Annotated in this window: 14 protein-coding genes; 5 read left to right on the forward strand and 9 right to left on the reverse strand. The window is 58.4% G+C overall.

What is annotated here, in order from left to right; all coding sequences use genetic code 11:
- On the reverse strand, nucleotides 1-606 hold the full coding sequence (locus WHX55_RS09540; RefSeq protein WP_223532793.1) for a TetR/AcrR family transcriptional regulator: 606 nt from the start codon (nucleotides 604-606) through the stop codon (nucleotides 1-3).
- A 160-nt stretch (nucleotides 607-766) separates the two neighbouring features.
- Here WHX55_RS09540 and WHX55_RS09545 point away from each other — a divergent pair, with 160 nt between their 5' ends.
- The 4 genes from WHX55_RS09545 (at nucleotide 767) to WHX55_RS09560 (ending at nucleotide 6685) form a co-directional block, all read left to right on the forward strand.
- On the forward strand, nucleotides 767-1933 hold the full coding sequence (locus tag WHX55_RS09545; protein WP_223532795.1) for an ATP-NAD kinase family protein: 1167 nt from the start codon (nucleotides 767-769) through the stop codon (nucleotides 1931-1933).
- 36 nt (nucleotides 1934-1969) lie between these two features.
- Entirely contained in the window at nucleotides 1970-3373 is a 1404-nt protein-coding gene (gene gcvPA / locus WHX55_RS09550; RefSeq protein WP_223532797.1) for an aminomethyl-transferring glycine dehydrogenase subunit GcvPA, read from the forward strand.
- Nucleotides 3370-4926: an aminomethyl-transferring glycine dehydrogenase subunit GcvPB gene (gene gcvPB, locus WHX55_RS09555; protein ID WP_223532799.1), complete on the forward strand. Its 1557-nt coding sequence runs from the start codon at nucleotides 3370-3372 to the stop codon at nucleotides 4924-4926. Before gcvPA ends, gcvPB begins: the two co-directional genes overlap by 4 nt.
- Nucleotides 4927-5062: 136 nt before the next feature.
- On the forward strand, nucleotides 5063-6685 hold the full coding sequence (locus tag WHX55_RS09560; protein WP_223532801.1) for an acyl-CoA synthetase: 1623 nt from the start codon (nucleotides 5063-5065) through the stop codon (nucleotides 6683-6685).
- A 464-nt stretch (nucleotides 6686-7149) separates the two neighbouring features.
- Here WHX55_RS09560 and WHX55_RS09565 read toward each other — a convergent pair whose 3' ends face one another.
- Complete coding sequence (locus WHX55_RS09565; protein WP_223532803.1) at nucleotides 7150-7587, reverse strand: nuclear transport factor 2 family protein; 438 nt, start codon at nucleotides 7585-7587, stop codon at nucleotides 7150-7152.
- A 371-nt stretch (nucleotides 7588-7958) separates the two neighbouring features.
- Here WHX55_RS09565 and WHX55_RS09570 point away from each other — a divergent pair, with 371 nt between their 5' ends.
- Nucleotides 7959-8912 carry an LLM class oxidoreductase gene (locus tag WHX55_RS09570; RefSeq protein ID WP_223532825.1) on the forward strand — a complete coding sequence of 318 codons (954 nt, stop codon included), beginning with the start codon at nucleotides 7959-7961 and terminating at the stop codon, nucleotides 8910-8912.
- Nucleotides 8913-9336: 424 nt separating this feature from the next.
- Here the strand turns inward: WHX55_RS09570 and msrA are convergent, their stop codons facing one another.
- From msrA to WHX55_RS09605, 7 genes are all read right to left on the reverse strand, one after another.
- Nucleotides 9337-9843 (reverse strand): peptide-methionine (S)-S-oxide reductase MsrA, encoded by a 507-nt coding sequence (gene msrA, locus WHX55_RS09575; protein WP_353742461.1) that lies wholly within the window; start codon nucleotides 9841-9843, stop codon nucleotides 9337-9339.
- 428 nt (nucleotides 9844-10271) lie between these two features.
- Nucleotides 10272-11579, reverse strand: a complete 1308-nt coding sequence (locus WHX55_RS09580) for an OprD family porin (RefSeq protein ID WP_353742462.1) — start codon at nucleotides 11577-11579, stop codon at nucleotides 10272-10274.
- A gap of 177 nt (nucleotides 11580-11756) precedes the next feature.
- On the reverse strand, nucleotides 11757-13067 hold the full coding sequence (locus WHX55_RS09585) for an MFS transporter (protein WP_353742463.1): 1311 nt from the start codon (nucleotides 13065-13067) through the stop codon (nucleotides 11757-11759).
- Nucleotides 13068-13287: 220 nt separating this feature from the next.
- Complete coding sequence (locus WHX55_RS09590; protein WP_007977099.1) at nucleotides 13288-14268, reverse strand: transketolase C-terminal domain-containing protein; 981 nt, start codon at nucleotides 14266-14268, stop codon at nucleotides 13288-13290.
- Between the two features lie 2 nt (nucleotides 14269-14270).
- Nucleotides 14271-15158, reverse strand: a complete 888-nt coding sequence (locus WHX55_RS09595; RefSeq protein ID WP_277529050.1) for a transketolase — start codon at nucleotides 15156-15158, stop codon at nucleotides 14271-14273.
- A gap of 104 nt (nucleotides 15159-15262) precedes the next feature.
- Nucleotides 15263-16354, reverse strand: a complete 1092-nt coding sequence (locus tag WHX55_RS09600; RefSeq protein ID WP_353742464.1) for a glycerol dehydrogenase — start codon at nucleotides 16352-16354, stop codon at nucleotides 15263-15265.
- Nucleotides 16355-16482: 128 nt separating this feature from the next.
- Nucleotides 16483-17175, reverse strand: coding sequence for an SDR family oxidoreductase (locus WHX55_RS09605; RefSeq protein ID WP_353742465.1), 693 nt, complete (start codon nucleotides 17173-17175; stop codon nucleotides 16483-16485).
- Nucleotides 17176-17178 lie beyond the last annotated feature (3 nt).

The raw sequence follows: 17178 nt of genomic DNA on the forward strand, positions 1-17178 counted from the left end.
TTACTGATTCACCGGGTGGCTGGTCAGCAGCAACCCGGAAGCCAGTGCCCGGAAACTCTCGACGGCTTTTTCAGAGGCCGTATGGGGATCCTCAGCATGCGCAATCCACAAGGACGCACCGAGCAGGGCACCCATGATCAGGCGCGCCGTCGCTTCGGTGTCGACCACGCGGATCGTCCCTTCATCAATCAGCTTTTGAATGCTGCGTTGAGTGCTACGGATGCAAGCGTTCTGGCTCGGCCATTGCGACGGGTCGCCCAGCACCGCTGGCCCGTCGAGGAACACGATGCGCTGGATTTCCGGCTCCAGGGACATCTTGATGTAAGCGATGGATTCATCGATGAAGCCGTCCCAAGTTGTGCTCGCCTCTTCGATAATCACCGATAGACGCTCCATCATTTCCCCATCGATCTGGGCGATGACGGCCTGTAGCAAACCCTTTTTGTCGCCAAAGTGATGGTACAGCGCACCCCGGGTCAGACCCGCTTGAGCGGTGAAATCGTCCATCGAACTTTCCGCATATCCCTTCGCAGCAAATGCGTCTCGCGCAGCCTTGGTCAGTTTGCCGCGAGTCTCCGCAATCATGTCCGCACGCTTCTGCGCCATCGGTCGTGTTCCCTATAAAGAATTTAACATTCGTAGCGTATGTAAGTTGACATACTTCGCGTATGTCGTATTGTGTCTTACATACGCGGCGTATGCAATTAGCTTGAGCAGTGTGCTCTCAGGCTCTGGAGCCCCGCCATTTCGCACAGGATACCGAGCAATGCGTGAACAGCGCGATTCCGATATTTCACTCCACCCCGTAGGTCAGGGGAAAACCCTGGGATTTATCGTCAACCCGGTCGCCGGGATGGGCGGGCGTGTGGGGTTAAAGGGCACCGACGGTGCCGAGGTTCTGCAGGAAGCAAGGCGCCGTGGTGCGCAACCCGTTTCAAGCGATCGGGCCTTGCTCGCGCTCAAGCGTCTGGCGGCTTCGACGACTCCATTTCGACTCATCACCGGCTCTGGAGAACTGGGCGAAGATGTAGCGCTCGCCGCCGGCCTCGATCCGATTGTCGTCTACACATCTTCACCGGGAGCGAGCCGGCCCGATGACACCCGAAATGCCGCGCTCGTCATGGCGTACGCCTCGGTCGATTTGCTTCTTTTCGCCGGGGGCGATGGCACGGCGCGGGATGTGCTGGAAATGGTCGGCGATCGCGTGCCCATCCTGGGTATCCCGACGGGCGTGAAAATGTATTCTGCCGTGTTCGGTACCAATCCGCAGAACGCTGGAAATATTGCGGCACGCTTCGTTGCCGCCGAACCCTCGGTGCGCTTTCGCGAAGCCGAGGTCATGGACATCGATGAGGCTGCCATGCGCAGCGATCAGGTGTCGGCGCGGCTGTATGGCTACGCCCGTAGCCCGCACGAACGTCACCTGACGCAAAACGCCAAGGCTGGTTCCGTGGCCAACGAAAACATGGCGCTCGACGCCATGTCCCGACAGGTTGTCAGGGAGATGAAACCCGGCTGCCTGTACCTCTTGGGGCCGGGCACCACGACACGGCGCGTCATGACCGAACTCGGCCTGCCGTCGACGCTGCTTGGCGTAGATGCGGTCATGGACGGTGCGCTGGTTGGCGCTGATCTCAATGAACACCAGTTGATCCGCCTGATGGAAGGGCACGAGACCCGCATCATCGTCGGCGTTCTGGGCGGTCACGGCAGCTTGTTCGGCCGTGGCAATCAGCAAATCAGCGCCGAGGTCATCCGTCGGGCTGGGCGCGACCACATCATCGTGATCACCTCGATGGACAAGCTCCTTTCCCTCGATACCGGCTGCCTGCGCGTCGACACCGGTGACGCCGAAGTCGACGCCATGCTCAGCGGCCATATACGCGTGCACACAGGACCTGACCGGTCCGTCTTCTTCAGGGTTCGATCCTGATCAATTGTTTCATCCGAAAAAAACGAGGATAACCCCATGAGTAATCATGTCGCCCACCCCTACATGGCGAACTCTGTTCCTGCACTCAAACAGGAGATGCTCGACTCGATTGGTGTCGACAGCATCGAGGAATTGTTCCAGCAAATTCCCAATGAACACCGCCTGCAACGTCCGATTGATTTGCCCCCGGCTCTCAACGAGAGCGAACTGCGTCGGCACCTGGTCAGCACGCTGTCGAAGAACAAGACTTGCGAGCAAAACCTCAACTTCCTGGGTGCCGGCTGTTGGCAGCACCACGTTCCGGCAGCGTGCGACGAGGTCGTGCGCCGCAACGAGTGGCTGACATCGGTTTTTGGCGAGCCGAGCTCCGACCACGGTCGCAATCAAGCCTGGTTCGAGTTCTGCAGCCAGCTCGGCGAGTTGCTGAACATGGACCTGGTCGGCCTGCCCGTGCGCAGTTGGGGCTGCGCTGCGGGCCACGCCATTCGCATGGCAACACGCATTACCGGACGCAGCGAAGTGGCGGTAGTCCGCGCCATCGATCCGGAGCGACTTTCCATCATCCGCAATTATTGCGAACCCGTGGAAATGCCGGGCCATATCGTCGTGCGACTCGTCGACTTTGACCCGAAAACCGGCTTGCTCGATCTTGATCACCTGCGCGCCTCAATCGGCGCGAAAACCGCTGCTGTCTATTTCGAAACACCGTCGTATTTCGGTGTGATCGAACAGCAAGGCGCGGAGATTGCCGCCATTGCTCATGCCGCGGGCGCCGAAGTCATCGTCGGCGTCGATCCGATCTCCCTCGGCGTGCTGGCCGCACCGATTGATTTCGGCGCCGACATCGTGGTGGGCACCACTCAACCGCTGGGTGTGCACATGAACTGTGGTGGCGGCGTCAGCGGCTTCATCGCGACCCGTGACGAAGAACTGTACGCCCACCAATACCCGACGCTGTTTATCAGCATCGCCGAAACCACCAACCCCGGCGAATACGGTTTTGGCCTGAGCCTGTTCGAACAATCGTCCTACGGCTTGCGTGACAAGGGCAATGATTGGACCGGTCACTCGGTTTACATGTGGGCCATCGCCAACGCCGTTTACATGGCGATGATGGGGCCAAAAGGCTTCGAGGATGTGGGCAATCTCATCCTGCAACGTGCTCACTATGCGGCGAAGTTGCTGGGAGAAATTCCGGGCGTGGAAGTGACATTCCCTTCCGGTTTCTTCAAGGAATTCGTGGTGAATTTCGACGCCACTGGACTGAGCGTGAAGGACATCAACAAGCGGTTGCTCGCGCTCGGGATCTTCGGCGGCAAAGACTTGACACAGGACTTTCCAGCGCTTGGGGCCAGCGCCCTGTACTGCGTCACCGAGGTTCACACACAAGCCGATGTTCAGCGTCTGACCGCTGCACTCAAAAAGGTAATCGCACAATGATCACAACACTGAAGGAATACCATGCTCCCGTCTGGAGCGAACCCGTCATTCTGCAGATGGGCTATCCCGGCCGTCGCGGTGTGATCTTTTCCGATGTTGAGGCTGACGTGCAAGCGGCTGTCGGCAGCGCAGACGGTTTGATTCCCGCGAACATGCGGCGCTCAAGCAAACCGGCGTTGCCTGAAATGTCCGAGCCCGAGGTGTTGTATCACTACTTGCGTCTGTCGCAGCAGACCCTGGGCATGATGAACATCAGCCTGTTCGGCACGTGCACCATGAAGTACAACGCGCAGATCAACGAGGCGATGGCCTGGCGCCCGGAAATCACTCACGTTCATCCGTATCAGGACGAGGACACCTTGCAAGGCGCGCTGCAAGTGGTGCATGGCATGGACACGATCTTGCGCGAGCTGTCCGGGATGGATCAGTTCATCTTCCAGGCAGGCGGCGGTGCTGACGCTGCGTACACCAGTTGCGCCGTGACCCGTGCCTACCACGCTTCCCGTGGCGAACTGGAGCAGCGTGACGAAATCATCACCACGATCCAGACTCACCCCAGCAGTGCCGCGACTGCCGCTGCCGCCGGGTTCAAGGTCATCACCCTGATGATCGAGGAGAACGGTTACCCGTCGCTCGAATCCCTCAAGGCCGCCGTGTCCAACCGCACGGCAGCGCTGATGGTGAACAACCCCGACGACATGGGCGTGTACAACCCGGAAATTCGCGAGTGGGTGCGCGTGGTGCATGAAGCGGGCGGTCTGTGCTTCTACGACCACGCCAACTTCAACGGCGCGATGACCAAGATTCGTGCGCGAGAGCTCGGTTTCGATGCGTGCATGTTCATGCTGCACAAGACATTCGGCGCACCGAAAAGTGGAGTAGGGGGCCCGGCAGTGGGCGCCTATGGTTGTTCGGCAGAACTTGCACCGTTCCTGCCGGCGCCGGTGGTGGCCTTTGACGGTGAACGCTACAGCCTTGATTACGATCGTCCGCAGAGTTCCGGCAAGATCCGCGAGTTCTGGGGTAACGTTCCGGTCATCCTTAAGGCCTACGCCTGGTCCCGTTCCATGGGCGCAAAGGGGATGGCAGAGGCGTCAGATATTTCGGTCCTGGCCAACAACTACATGGAAAAAGGCCTGCTGGCGATCCGTGGCGTGACCCGCTCACATCCTGAGGCCACAAGCCCGCGGATGGAGATGACCCGCTACAGTCTTGAGCAGCTCAAGGAAGACACCGGGGTCGACGTCCACGACGTGCAGAATCGCATGAGCGATTTCGGTATTGACCCGATGTGGAGCAGCCATCACCCATGGCTGGTGCCAGAACCGTTTACCCCCGAGCCGGGCGAGATGTATGGCAAGGAGGCGCTGGACACCTGGATTGCGGTGCTTGCACACATATCCGACGAGGCCTACTCGAACCCGGAGATCGTCAAGACTTCGCCGCACAACCAGGCGATCCACCGGTTGAAGAGCGCACCGCTGGAAGACCCGGCACACTGGGCCATGACCTGGCGAGCGCACTTGCGCAAAACCAAGCAACAGACTGCTTAAACCAAGCGTTTCCAACGTTGCAGCGGCCCCACTGATCAGGCGGGGCCGTTTTGAAACCTGATCAGAGCTAACAATAAGCCATTGGAGTTTTCCAGCACAGCAAAACAGGCTGGTGATCTCCCCACAGGAAAACCTCATGTCGATTTTCGAAACGGGTCTGGCGCCCTCGGCAGTCAACCATATCGCCCTCTCTCCGCTGAGCTTTATCGAGCGCACAGCCTCTGTCTACGGTGAGTATCCCGCTGTGATCCACGGCGCCATCCGGCGCAACTGGCAAGAGACTTATGAGCGTTGCCGGCGCCTGGCCAGTGCACTGAGCCGGTGGGGTATCGGCAAGGGCGATACAGTGGCGGTGATGTTGCCCAACATTCCCGCCATGCTTGAAGTTCACTTTGGCGTGCCGATGATCGGCGCAGTGCTCAATACCCTGAACGTACGCCTGGACGCGCAAGCCATTGCCTTCATGCTTGAACACGGCGAAGCCAAGGTCTTGATCACCGATCGAGAGTTCCACGCGGTCATTCGTGAGGCCTTGAGCTTGCTCTCCCATCCGCCACTGGTGGTCGATGTGGACGACCCGGAGTACGGCGAAGGCTGCGCGGTCAGCGCGCTAGACTATGAAGCTTTCCTCGCTGAAGGCGACCCGCAGTTCGCCTGGCAATGGCCTGAGGATGAATGGCAAGCCATCTCGCTCAATTACACATCCGGCACCACGGGCAATCCAAAGGGCGTCATCTACCACCACCGCGGGGCCTATCTCAATTCACTGGGCAATCAGATGACTTGGGCCATGGGTCACCACCCGGTGTACCTGTGGACATTGCCGATGTTCCATTGCAACGGCTGGTGCTATCCGTGGACGGTGACTGCGTTGGCAGGGACTCACGTGTTCCTGCGCCGTGTCGACCCGTACAAAATTCTCACGTTGATTCACGAACATCGGGTCAGCCATCTGTGTGGTGCACCGATTGTTCTTAATGGGCTGGTCAACTTGCCCGACTCGGCCAAAGTCACCCTCGATCATCCGGTCGACGCCATGCTGGCAGGCGCGGCACCACCGGCCAAAGTCATCGGCGCGGTGGAGGAGATGGGCATCAAGGTCACTCACGTGTATGGCCTGACCGAGGTTTACGGCCCAGTGACCGTTTGCGCCTGGCATGCGCAATGGGACGAGCAACCGCTGTATGAGCGTGCAAGGATCAAGTCGCGCCAAGGCGTACGCTATCCGACCCTGGAAGGGCTGATGGTTGCCGATCCGCAAACCCTTGAACCGGTCCCCTTGGACGGCACAAGTGTCGGCGAAATCTTCATGCGCGGGAACACGGTCATGAAGGGTTATTTGAAGAACCCCAAAGCGACAAGTGAAGCGTTCGAAGGCGGCTGGTTCCATACCGGCGACCTGGCGGTCCGTCACCCTGACGGCTATGTCGAAATCAAGGATCGCCTCAAAGACATCATCATCTCGGGCGGCGAGAACATTTCCACCATCGAGGTCGAAGACGTTCTCTATCGTCACCCGGCAGTACTGGAGGCCGCAGTGGTCGCCCGCCCGGACGAAAAGTGGGGCGAAACCCCTTGCGCCTTCATCAAGCTCAAAGTCGATTATCAGGACACCCGGGAAGCCGATATCATCCTGTTCTGTCGTGAACATCTGGCGGGCTTCAAATTGCCGAAAACCGTGGTGTTCAGCGAGTTGCCGAAAACATCGACAGGCAAGATCCAGAAGTACTTGTTGCGCGATTGGGCCAAGGCACTCTGAAAAGAGTGCCCAAGTTTAGAGGGCGTTAGATGGAGTAGCTGGCAAAGGCCATCAGCCGCTCTCCAGATGAAATGGAGAAGGCTGATGGTTCGCTGAAGACTTCAGCGTTTGCAGATCTTGTTCGCAGGTTTCATTGGCGTGGGGGACGCCAGGCTCGTCGACCTCTTCCTGCATCAACGTATCGCAGGCAAAAAAAACGCGGGTCGGCAATACTTCTCGAGCGAAGCATCGTCGAGATGAAAGGCATAGGTTCTGAAAAAAGGCATCTGGGCCTCCGGTGCAATCCCGATGGTGGGCAGGGGACGGGAAATCGAGGTTGGGTAAACAGGCTGGGTTGGGGGGGATGACGAACCTTGGCCGTTGGCGGCAATCCACTCGTTTGTTGACCACCGTTGTCGTCGATCTACAAAGGAATGTTTGGAGCTAACGGCCTCGGATCTGGTCGAACTTGCGGCAGTGTCTGATTACAGCCGAGCTACTTTTTGCGGTTCGCCGCCACCCCAGTACAACCAGGTCCAGCCGTCGCCCTTGCGCTGGAATACCCCGGTCGCAACGTACTGGACGACCGTTGGCTCAGCGTTTTCAATCGTGTGGCCGTCGATGCGGATCTGCGCCCAGGCAATGTCATCGCGCATCCAGGACACCACCAGTCGTGGTTCCCATCGGATGTTCAGGGTGGTCACCCACGTCACGCCATTTTGTACCGCTTCGGTCCCCATGAAGAACTCGTCCAAGCCTGAGCCGGCGATCGCGACGTCCGGATCGGCGAAGTACTTGGCGACGTCCGAGCCAGGCGTGGAAAAGCCCAGCAGGATTTTCGTGATAAAGGCATTGAGGGATTCCCGGGTCGCGGTGTCGGAAATCATGGAGGGCGACTGGTACCCAGCGAGACTGTCGATCATAAATACTCCTGTTGGCTTGCGTGGTGTAGGAACTTTTCTGCGGGTGACGGAGGTATGGCTGTCCGTGTGGCAAGACTTTTCATACGCGTCGTATGTTAGTTATGCTATTTAACATACGTTGCGCACGTCAAGTGGCATGCATACCGTTTGTTTTTGTGTAAATCCTGGAGCGTTGGAAGGCTGAGTTTTTGTAGAAATCGATTGAGCAGCGGGGGGATTTTTGTGGTGAAGGGGCAAATCTGTCGATTGACATACGGGTTGTATGTTGTATTTTTGTCGGCATACACGGCGTATGTAATCAGCTTCTGCCTAACCAGGCTTGGCCAGGATGATGCGTGCCGGCACTTCTTCACTTGGATCAATCGTCAATCATGCATGACTTCAAAGATCACCGCGGATACTCGGCCATGTACCGCGAGGGGCACCTGACTCTTGGGCTTTACTTCGCGATTGAGTCCTACGCAGGGGCTATCCCGGAGATGGATGTAGCGCGACAGATCAGTACCGCGCAGTTGGCGGAACGCTACGGATTTTCGGCCGTGTATTTCAGGGATGTTCCTCTGAATGTTCCTTCGTTCGGTGATGTGGGCCACATTTATGACCCATGGGTATTCATGGGGTATGTGGCGGCGCAGACTACCCGTATCGCGCTCGCGACGGGCAGCATCGTTTCAACCTTGCGTCATCCCTTGCATCTCGCCAAGGCAGCAGCTTCGGTAGACAGGCTGTCGGGGCAGCGCCTCGTGCTTGGTCTTGCGACAGGGGACCGGCCAACCGAGTTCTCGGCCTTCAACGCCTCTCTCGAAAAACGCCAGGAATTGTTTCAGGAAGCATTGGCGGTGATGCGCCGTGTATGGAGCGAAGAGTCGCCAAGGATCTCCACTTCGAGGGTAGAACTGTCCGTCGCAGACCTGCTACCCAAGCCTCTACTGGGCACCATCCCCGTTATGGTGACGGGACACTCGCGTCAATCGCTGGAGTGGATCGCCAGTCATGCTGACGGTTGGCTCTACTATCCGCAGGACGTGGTGCAACAGGCAGTGACGATTCAAAAATGGCGGTCGTTGACTCAAGGTTTCAAGCCATTCTCGCAGTCACTTTATGTTGATCTCTCGCCAGATCCGGAAGAAGCACGCACGCCTATTCATCTCGGGTTCAGGTCAGGGCATCGCTTCCTGATCCATTACCTGCAAACGTTGAGAGAGATCGGGGTCAACCATGTCGGCTTGAATCTCAAATACGGTCGCCGCCCTGCGCACGAAGTCGTTCAGGAGCTGGGTGAGTATGTGGTTCCCCATTTTGCTGGCAACTATCCAGAAGCGTGACAATGAAGCGAAACGGAACGGAACGGCCAATTTTGATGGCCAGGTCTACAAGGCTTGGTCGACTACCGCGTCCAGGGTATCGCGACTGAAGCCCGACTTGGCTTGAATCGCCTTACCATGGAGCACAGCTAGCACGAAGGCGGCTAACGCGGAACAGTTGGAAAGCCTAGCAGTGGTGGGAAAAATTGTTGGACCCATAGAATTTTCCAACGACTGCTTTTGGCCCAGAGTGTGTAAAAACGCTTCACCAAAATTGAAGTATGCGCATCTACGTTAAATCTGAAATTTATCGGCACGTCAGCAGATGTGGATTTCGCGTAGAAACGCGATTTCCAGTCCGATTTTGAGTACCTGTCGCGCTCAAAAACGTTTTTACACAGCCTCGGCCAGAAGCGGTCACCTCCGCGCCTCACAAACTCGACTTTCAGGCGCGCTTGGGGAGCTTCCAGTTCGGGCGGATGAAGTGGCATGTGTAGCCATTCGGTATACGTTCGAGGTAATCCTGGTGCTCTGGTTCCGCTTCCCAAAAAGGCCCCGCCGGTTCGATTTCGGTGACTACTCGGCCTGGCCACAGGTGTGAAGCATCGACATCGGCAGCGGTATCCTCGGCAATGTCGCGTTGCTGTTCGTTGAGGTAGTAGATCGCCGAACGATAGCTGGGGCCCAGGTCATTACCCTGACGGTTGGGCGTGCTGGGGTCGTGTATCTGGAAGAAGAACTCAAGGATCTGCCGGTAGCTGATCACGGCAGGGTCGAAGACGATCTCGATGGCTTCGGCGTGGTTGCCATGGTTGCGGTAGGTGGCATTCGGCACGTCGCCGCCGGTATAACCGACCCGCGTGTGCAGCACACCGGGATAGCGCCGCAGCAGATCCTGCATGCCCCAGAAGCAGCCGCCGGCGAGAATGGCAGTTTCGGTTTGTGTGGTCATGGTCTGTCCTTCCTCTCGGGGACGTTGTGTATAGCCATTGTTATGAGGGCGTGTTGACCAATTCCAAGGTTTCGCGCAAACAGGACTGGAATGACCGCTCCAGCCGATTACTGCCTGTCGAGAAGAGCAGCAATTGACTGTGGATTCAACCTATAGCTGAAATTGCAGACACCGGATTTTTAATCGCCTAGCCGACGCTGATCTTTCCCCCGGCCGTCCTCTCATTGTTTGTTCGCCTCTAAAGTGTCCGCCACTCAGTGGGTGCTCGCATCGTTGAGTTTCGATGGCGGCTCTGGCAGTGCTGTTGGAAGCCACAGCGAAATACATAGATCACGATTACAAAAAAAGCGCTGACTCTGTGTCAGCGCTGAGGTAACAGGGCCAGGCTAGCGTCCTCGAAGTGCGCGCGATATCGTGAAATCGAGTGGTTATAGCAGCGGTATGCTATAGCTCACGATCAAGCGATTCTGCTCCTGGTTTCGCGCCGCCTCGCTGTTTGATTTGCCGTTACGCCAGCCAAACCCAAGCCCCTTGAGCGGACCGGACTGCAATGCGTAGTCGAGACTGATGTCTCGCTCCCACTCCTTCTGGTTCGAGCCGCTTGTGGTCTTGATGTTGTCGCCGCTGAGGTACATGACCGAGGCTTTCAGGCCCGGCACGCCGAGGGCGACGAAGTCATAGGCATACTGACCGAACGCGGTGCGTTCGCCTGCACGAGTGAAGGATTGAATCAGGCGGTCGGTGTACAGGTACAGACTGGAGCCGCCAGCGCCTTTGTCCGGCAGCGCGCCTTGATTGAGCTGAGTGAAGTTACTGCCGCTGGACACGCTTTGGTAACCAGCGGTGACGGCGTGGCCACCCAGGGTGTAAATCAGCGCGGCGCTCCAGGTCTGGTTGTCGATCTCGCCATCATTGCCTTGGGTGTAGCCGCTGATCCGGTACCCCGACGTGCCGTCGCTGTTTTCACCTGACGAATCCGTCTTGAAGTAGCGCAGGTCGGTTTTCAGCGATTGACCGTCCGCGATCGGCCATACGTGAATCAGGCCGAAAAACTGCTGCGAGTAATAGTCGTCCAGGTGGGCGTAGTAATACTGCGCGGTCAGGTCCTTGGTGACTTTCCAGTCGCCACCGGCGAAGTCGAACTGGTTGCTCTCGCGCGCACCACCCAAGGCCGCCAAGCCGGTTTGATCGCTGGAGCCCCGACCGGTGGCGTGTTCGATCCGCCCACCGACCAGGGTCAGGTCCTTGAACTCGCCAGAGCTCAACTGGCCGCCTTCGAAGGTTTGCGGCAGCAGGCGGCCGTCGTTCGCGACCAGGATCGGCAGCTTCGGCAGCAACGTGCCCAGGCGCAGTTCGGTTTTCGAAATTCTGGCTTTACCGGTCAGGCCCAGGCGGCTCCACTCATCCACGGCGTTGTTGTCGCTGTCTGACGGAATCATGCTGCTGCCGACGTGGCGCCCCTTGCCACTGTCCAGCGTCACGCCGAGCAGTCCCAGCGCGTCGAAGCCAAAACCGAGCTGTCCGTCGGTGTAGCCCGACTTGTAGTCGAGCATGAAACCCTGCGCCCATTCTTCGGTTTTCGAAGGAGCGGCGGTGCCGTCGCGGTTGTCGTTGTCGAAGTAGAAATTTTTCAGGCCCAGGTTGGCTTTGCTGTCACTGAGGAAGTCCGCGTGTGCCTGGGTGGTTAGTGCAATAGCACCCAGTGCGAAAGTGACAGCCGCTTTATTTCCTTTCATTTGTATCGACCCTTTTTTTGTAGTTTGAAGTTGGGAGTGGATGAACGGGGGCCCCCGCAGTAGCGGGTGCCGGCAATGATCGTTGCGTGTTGGGCGGTCGGGGTAGACAGGCAAGCCCATTCCAAAGACCAAAGGGTGCATTCGGGACGGGCTTTTTTATGAAGTGACCGAGGTAGTTCAGATTTTGTCGATTGGCATACCGTGGTTGTTCTTCCACATCAGAACCACGGCACTGGCGATGATGGCGACTACGATCAGATAGATGTTGAACATCCAGCCAATGTTTTCCGAGTACAGCCAGGTTGTCAGGTACGAGGCTGTACCACCGAACACTGCGACACCCAGAGAAATGCAGACCCCGAACATACGGGTGCGATAGCGGGTCGGGATCTGTTCGGAGATCGACGCCGGTTTGCAACCGGTGATGAAGCCCACCAACAACAAGCCTGCGGTTTGCGCCACCATCAAGGTCCACGGCTCACTGGAAATCAGGCTCCACAGCGGGAACAGCGTGGCAGCAATACCTAGCAACGAGATAAGCGCGGAAATCTTGCGTCCCCACTGATCGGAGAGCCAGCCCGAGATCGGCAGGAACACCAGGTAGATGACCTGTGCAATGCAGCTCATGGTGAATGCACTGCGCGGGTCCATGCCTTTGATGCTGATGGCGTAGATCGACGCCGACGTGACCCAGGTGTAGTAGGTCAACGTGGCACCGGCTTCATAGAGAAACAACCGAATGCCATGTTGAATAATTTTACCGCGACTCCAGGCCGACTCGGGTGAGACACCCGCGGCGCTTGGGCTGTGCTCACTTTCCATCATGTTGCGGCGCAACCACAACGCGAAGACGGCCAACAGACCACCGGAGGCGAACGGGATGCGCCAGCCCCATTCCTGCATTTCACTGACGGACAGCAGTGACGTCAGCAGCGCCATGTAAAACGTCGCCAGTAACGATCCGCAACCAACGGCGATAAACACGGTACTTGACCACAGACCCCGATGTTTCGGCGGGGCGATTTCGGCGATGTAGGCATAGGAGGTGGTGGTCTCGCCGCCATGGGCAAAACCTTGCGCCAGTCGGGCCAGCAACAGAAGCGCCGAAGCCCAGCTGCCGATGGCGTCATAGGAGGGAATAAAGGCAATCAGCAGGCTGGCACTGGCCATCAGCAGCATAGTGCTCATTAGCACCGTGCGCCGCCCCAGTTTATCGGCGAGGATGCCGAAGCAGATGCCGCCGAGAGGCCTCAACAGAAAACCCGCTGCAAACACGGCCAGGGTATTGAGCAGGGCAGAGGTGGCATTGCTTTTATCGAAGAGTGCCGCGGCGATGTAGACCGATGCGACGGTGTAGATCGTCCAGTCGAACCACTCAAGCAAGTTTCCCACGCCGGTGGCCATCAATGACTTTCTGCGCAGTGTTGTACGGGTTGTTTTGGCCTGCCCGATCGAAACGTCGGGTATGGTCTCGGTAATATTATTCATTGTTGGCTCCGAGATGTTTCATGAACCACGGTATGTGGTGAGTCACGATGGGTTGCATAGGGCTTGCTGAAAAACGAGATCTCCCATCCAGCAAAAATCCCCTCTAGGAACGAATACGGCGATCCGGCTTGCCCGCGAAAACGCCCGGACATTCAGCATTGATGTCGACTGACATATCACTCTCGCGAGCAAGCTTGTTCCCACAGTGGCAGGGTGGATCTCAGGCGTTAATGTGCGCCAACGCGACTTCTTCGATGCCGGCGGCATCGAGCTTGTAGTGTTCGTACAAGTGTGTCGGCGGTGCGATCAAACTGTATTCGTCGTAGATGCCGTGGCGCTTGAGCTTGACGCCGACGCCTTCGTCCGACAGCACTTCGGCTACCGCAGCGCCGAGACCACCGAGGACGTTGTGCTCCTCTACGGTCATCATGCGTTTGCTGCGAGCAGCAGCGCGCAGGATGGCGTCACGGTCGATCGGCTTGATCGACGCCATGTCGATCACCCCCACGGATCGTCCTTCGGCGTTCATTTTGCGAGCGGCGGCCAGGGCCGCATGCACGGTGATGCCGCAGGCGATGATGGTCAGTTCTTCACCCTCGATATGCTCATGGGCCTTGCCGAATTCGAAGACCACACCGTCCTCGTAAACGATCGGGTCGCGACCGCGACCAATGCGGAAATACACCGGTTTGTCGTAGGTGGCGGAGGCCTTGATGGCAGCGACCAGTTGCGCACCATCTGCCGGCGAAACGACGGCCAGATCGGCAATCGAACGCATGGTGGCGATGTCTTCGGTGGCATGGTGTGAGGTGCCGTAGAAGCCCAGTGAAATGCCGGTGTGGTGCCCGATCAGACGCACTGGTTGCGCCGAATACGCGACGTCCATGCGGATTTGCTCGCAGCACAACAGGCCGAGGAACGAAGCGAAGGTCGCCACGAACGGCATCACACCACAGGTAGCCAGGCCGGCTGCGGCGGTGACCATGTTTTGTTCGGAGATACCGAACTGCAGGTAACGCTCGGGGTACTGGCTGGCAAATTTGTTCAGGCCGTTGGAGTACTGCAAGTCAGCCGAACCGGCCATCACTGGGTAACCGGCCTGGGTCAGTTCAATCAGTGCATCAGACAGGTACGACAGGCCCGGGTTGAGTGCGTTGAGGCCACGGTACTGCCAGGAATTGGGGGAAAGAGGGGCGTTCATGTTCAGATCTCCATGGCTTCAATTTCAGCGATAGCGCGTTTAGCGTCTTCCGGGTCGAGGTAACCAAGGTGCCAGCCTGGCTCGGTCTCCATGTAGGAAACGCCTTTGCCCTTGACGGTCTTGGCGATGATGCAGACCGGTTTCTCACGGCGTTCGTCGGCCTTCACCCGGCGCAGGGTTTCGGTCACTTCGGCGATGTTGTGCCCGTCGATCACATGCACTTCCCAGCCGAATGCCCGCCATTTTTCGTCCAGCGGTTCGATGCCGATCACGTCGTCCACCTGGCCGTCGAGCTGGAAGCCGTTGCGGTCGACAATCGCGATCAAATGTTTGGCGTTGTGGTGGGCCGCACTCATGGCCGCTTCCCAGACCTGGCCTTCCTGCATTTCGCCGTCTCCAAGCATGACGAACACGTCATAGACTTCGCCCGTGAAGCGCTGGGCCAGGCACATGCCCAGGCCACCGGAGAGGGCGTGGCCGATGGAGCCGGAGGAGAAGTCGATGCCGGGCACTTTGCGCATGTCAGGGTGATCGCCCAAAGGGCTGCCCAGGCGGGTGTACTCATCGAGCCACTCCTTGGGGAACACCCCCAGGTCAGCCAAGATCGGGAACTGACCTACGGCGGCGTGGCCCTTGCCCATCAGGAAGCGGTCGCGGCCCGGCCATTTCGGCTCTTCGGGACGGATCGTCATCACGTCGTAGTACAGCGCCGAGAACAGTTCGGCGGCTGAAAACACCGAGGTGTAGTGGCCGGTCTTGGCGATTTCGATCAGGCGGATCGTTTCAAGGCGAACGAATTTCGCCCGGTCCTTGAGCTTCTTGACGGTCTCGGCAGAAGGCACAAAATTGCTGGCTTTCCACTGTTCGAGCGTTTTGCGGGGTGTAGACATCTCTACCTCCAATCACAGGCATGAATTTGCTGAAGTTGAATCTCAGTGGTGCGGGTTGAACTTCAACCGGGTGGTTGCGGGTTCAACGGGTTTTCGGTGCGCGGTCAGTGGCTCCGGCCTTCCAGGGCGCGCATGGCACCGATCAACTCGTCGCAGGTCAGCGGGCCGCCCGAGACCGAGACGAAGTTGCGCGCGTGTGGCGCTTTGAGCGTGGGCTCGGCCACTTGCATCAGCAGCGCGTCATCGATGCTCGATACGCCCAGTTCGGCCAGGTTGCGAGGCAGGCCGATGCGTTGATAGAAGCTCAACATGTCGCCCATGAGTTCGGCGTCGCGATCCTCCAGAACCAGCTGCACCAGCAAGCCGTACGCCACTTGCCAGCCGTGGACCTGTTGCTGCGCGCCGGGGATTTTCGACAGGCCGCGGGTCATGGCGTGGGCGATGGACAGGCCGCCGCTTTCGAATCCCAGGCCGCTCATCAGCAGTACGGCCTCAATCAAGTAATCGAAGGCCGGTGTCACCTGGCCGCTGCCGGCTTGGGCCAGTGCCGGTTCTGCGTATTGACGAATCACCTGATAACACTCGCGCGCCAGCACCAGCCCAGACAGCGCCGGGCGTGCGCCGAACATGTTTACGCCAGCCGAACTGAAGCACTGCTCGGCTTCGAATTTCTTGGTCAGGGCATCAGCGATACCGGCCAGCAGAAACTGACGGGGCGCCTGGGCGATCAGGCCGGTATCGACCAGCACATAGCGGGGGCTGCACAGCAGGTGGCCGACTTCGCTCAATTGATGATGGGCGTCGTAGACCACGTAGTTTTTTGAGGTTGGCGCATCGTTGGAGGCCACGGTGGGCATGGTGATGAGTGCACGGCCCGATCTGTGGGCAAGGGCTTTGCCGGCGTCGATGCACTTGCCGCCACCAACAGCCAGGATCATGTCGAACTCGATGGCAGCGGCGGCGCTTCTCAACTTGGCGATGCCGTCTGCGGTGATCTCGCCATCGAAGGTGATGTAGTGCAACTCGACGTCTGCCTGGGCGCAGGTGTCATTGAGTCGCGACCTGATCAAACCCAATACATAGCTGTCGATGACCACCAAGGCCTTGCGACCGCAATGCGCCAGATACGTCCCCGCCTGAGCGAGCACTTCAGTGCCTTGGACGTATCTTCCGGGAGAACCGAAAACCAGATTCATTCTGTACCTCACTTCACTGCTTATTGTTATTCGAGGCATCGGCGGCAGGTTGCCGAGTGCTCGATTTTGTTGTGATGCATGATATATCATGTTTTTTTGCGGTCAAGCGCTCAATCGACGAATTGACCTCAGGCGATCGAATATCCGCCGTCTACCGGCAACGTGGTGCCGGTGACGTACCGCGCGTTGTCCGAGACCAGGAAGGCGATCACGTTGGCCACGTCCTCGGGAGCGCCCCAGGCTTTCATGGGAATTCGCGCCATGATGCCTTCCGAGCGCACCGGGTCTTCAAATGCGCGGCGCGACAGGTTGGTCAGGATCCAGCCCGGTGCCACGGCATTGGCGCGTACGCCATCGGTGGCCCAGGCCACGGCCATGCAACGCGTCAACTCGCTGATGGCGGCTTTGCTCGATGCGTACGCCGGGGTCTTGGCCGAGCCGAAGATGCCCCACATCGAAGCGAAATTCACCACCGCGCCGCGCGCAGCTTTCAGGCCGGGCAGGGCGGCATTGGTGATGCGCAACACGGCTGTCAGATTGACGTCCATGATCCGACTGAAACCTTCAAGCTCCCACTCGCGGTTGTGATCGATGATTCCGGCGGCGTTGACGATGGCATCGACGCGCTCGAACCGACTGAAGAAGTCGTTCACCGCTTCATCGCAGGTCACATCCAGTTCTTGGTAGTAAATGCCTTCCACGTGTTGCTCGGGTTCACCGAGGCCGACGGTGAACACTTCATAGCCGTCAGCGAGCAAGCGTTGTGCGGTGGCCAGGCCGATGCCCGAACCGCCGCCGGTGACGATGGCTGTTTTTTTCATGGT

This window comes from Pseudomonas fluorescens (assembly GCF_040448305.1).
GTDB lineage: Bacteria > Pseudomonadota > Gammaproteobacteria > Pseudomonadales > Pseudomonadaceae > Aquipseudomonas > Aquipseudomonas fluorescens_BH.

Excerpts from the sequence above, each read along its gene's own strand:
- WHX55_RS09580 (WP_353742462.1), bottom strand. The coding sequence starts at position 11,579 with ATGAAAGGAAATAAAGCGGCTGTCACTTTCGCACTGGGTGCTATTGCA.
- WHX55_RS09595 (WP_277529050.1), bottom strand. The coding sequence starts at position 15,158 with ATGTCTACACCCCGCAAAACGCTCGAACAGTGGAAAGCCAGCAATTTT.
- WHX55_RS09590 (WP_007977099.1), bottom strand. The coding sequence starts at position 14,268 with ATGAACGCCCCTCTTTCCCCCAATTCCTGGCAGTACCGTGGCCTCAAC.
- WHX55_RS09570 (WP_223532825.1), top strand. The coding sequence starts at position 7,959 with ATGCATGACTTCAAAGATCACCGCGGATACTCGGCCATGTACCGCGAG.
- WHX55_RS09600 (WP_353742464.1), bottom strand. The coding sequence starts at position 16,354 with ATGAATCTGGTTTTCGGTTCTCCCGGAAGATACGTCCAAGGCACTGAA.
- gcvPA (WP_223532797.1), top strand. The coding sequence starts at position 1,970 with ATGAGTAATCATGTCGCCCACCCCTACATGGCGAACTCTGTTCCTGCA.
- WHX55_RS09540 (WP_223532793.1), bottom strand. The coding sequence starts at position 606 with ATGGCGCAGAAGCGTGCGGACATGATTGCGGAGACTCGCGGCAAACTG.
- WHX55_RS09560 (WP_223532801.1), top strand. The coding sequence starts at position 5,063 with ATGTCGATTTTCGAAACGGGTCTGGCGCCCTCGGCAGTCAACCATATC.
- gcvPB (WP_223532799.1), top strand. The coding sequence starts at position 3,370 with ATGATCACAACACTGAAGGAATACCATGCTCCCGTCTGGAGCGAACCC.
- WHX55_RS09585 (WP_353742463.1), bottom strand. The coding sequence starts at position 13,067 with ATGAATAATATTACCGAGACCATACCCGACGTTTCGATCGGGCAGGCC.
- WHX55_RS09565 (WP_223532803.1), bottom strand. The coding sequence starts at position 7,587 with ATGATCGACAGTCTCGCTGGGTACCAGTCGCCCTCCATGATTTCCGAC.
- WHX55_RS09605 (WP_353742465.1), bottom strand. The coding sequence starts at position 17,175 with ATGAAAAAAACAGCCATCGTCACCGGCGGCGGTTCGGGCATCGGCCTG.
- WHX55_RS09545 (WP_223532795.1), top strand. The coding sequence starts at position 767 with ATGCGTGAACAGCGCGATTCCGATATTTCACTCCACCCCGTAGGTCAG.
- msrA (WP_353742461.1), bottom strand. The coding sequence starts at position 9,843 with ATGACCACACAAACCGAAACTGCCATTCTCGCCGGCGGCTGCTTCTGG.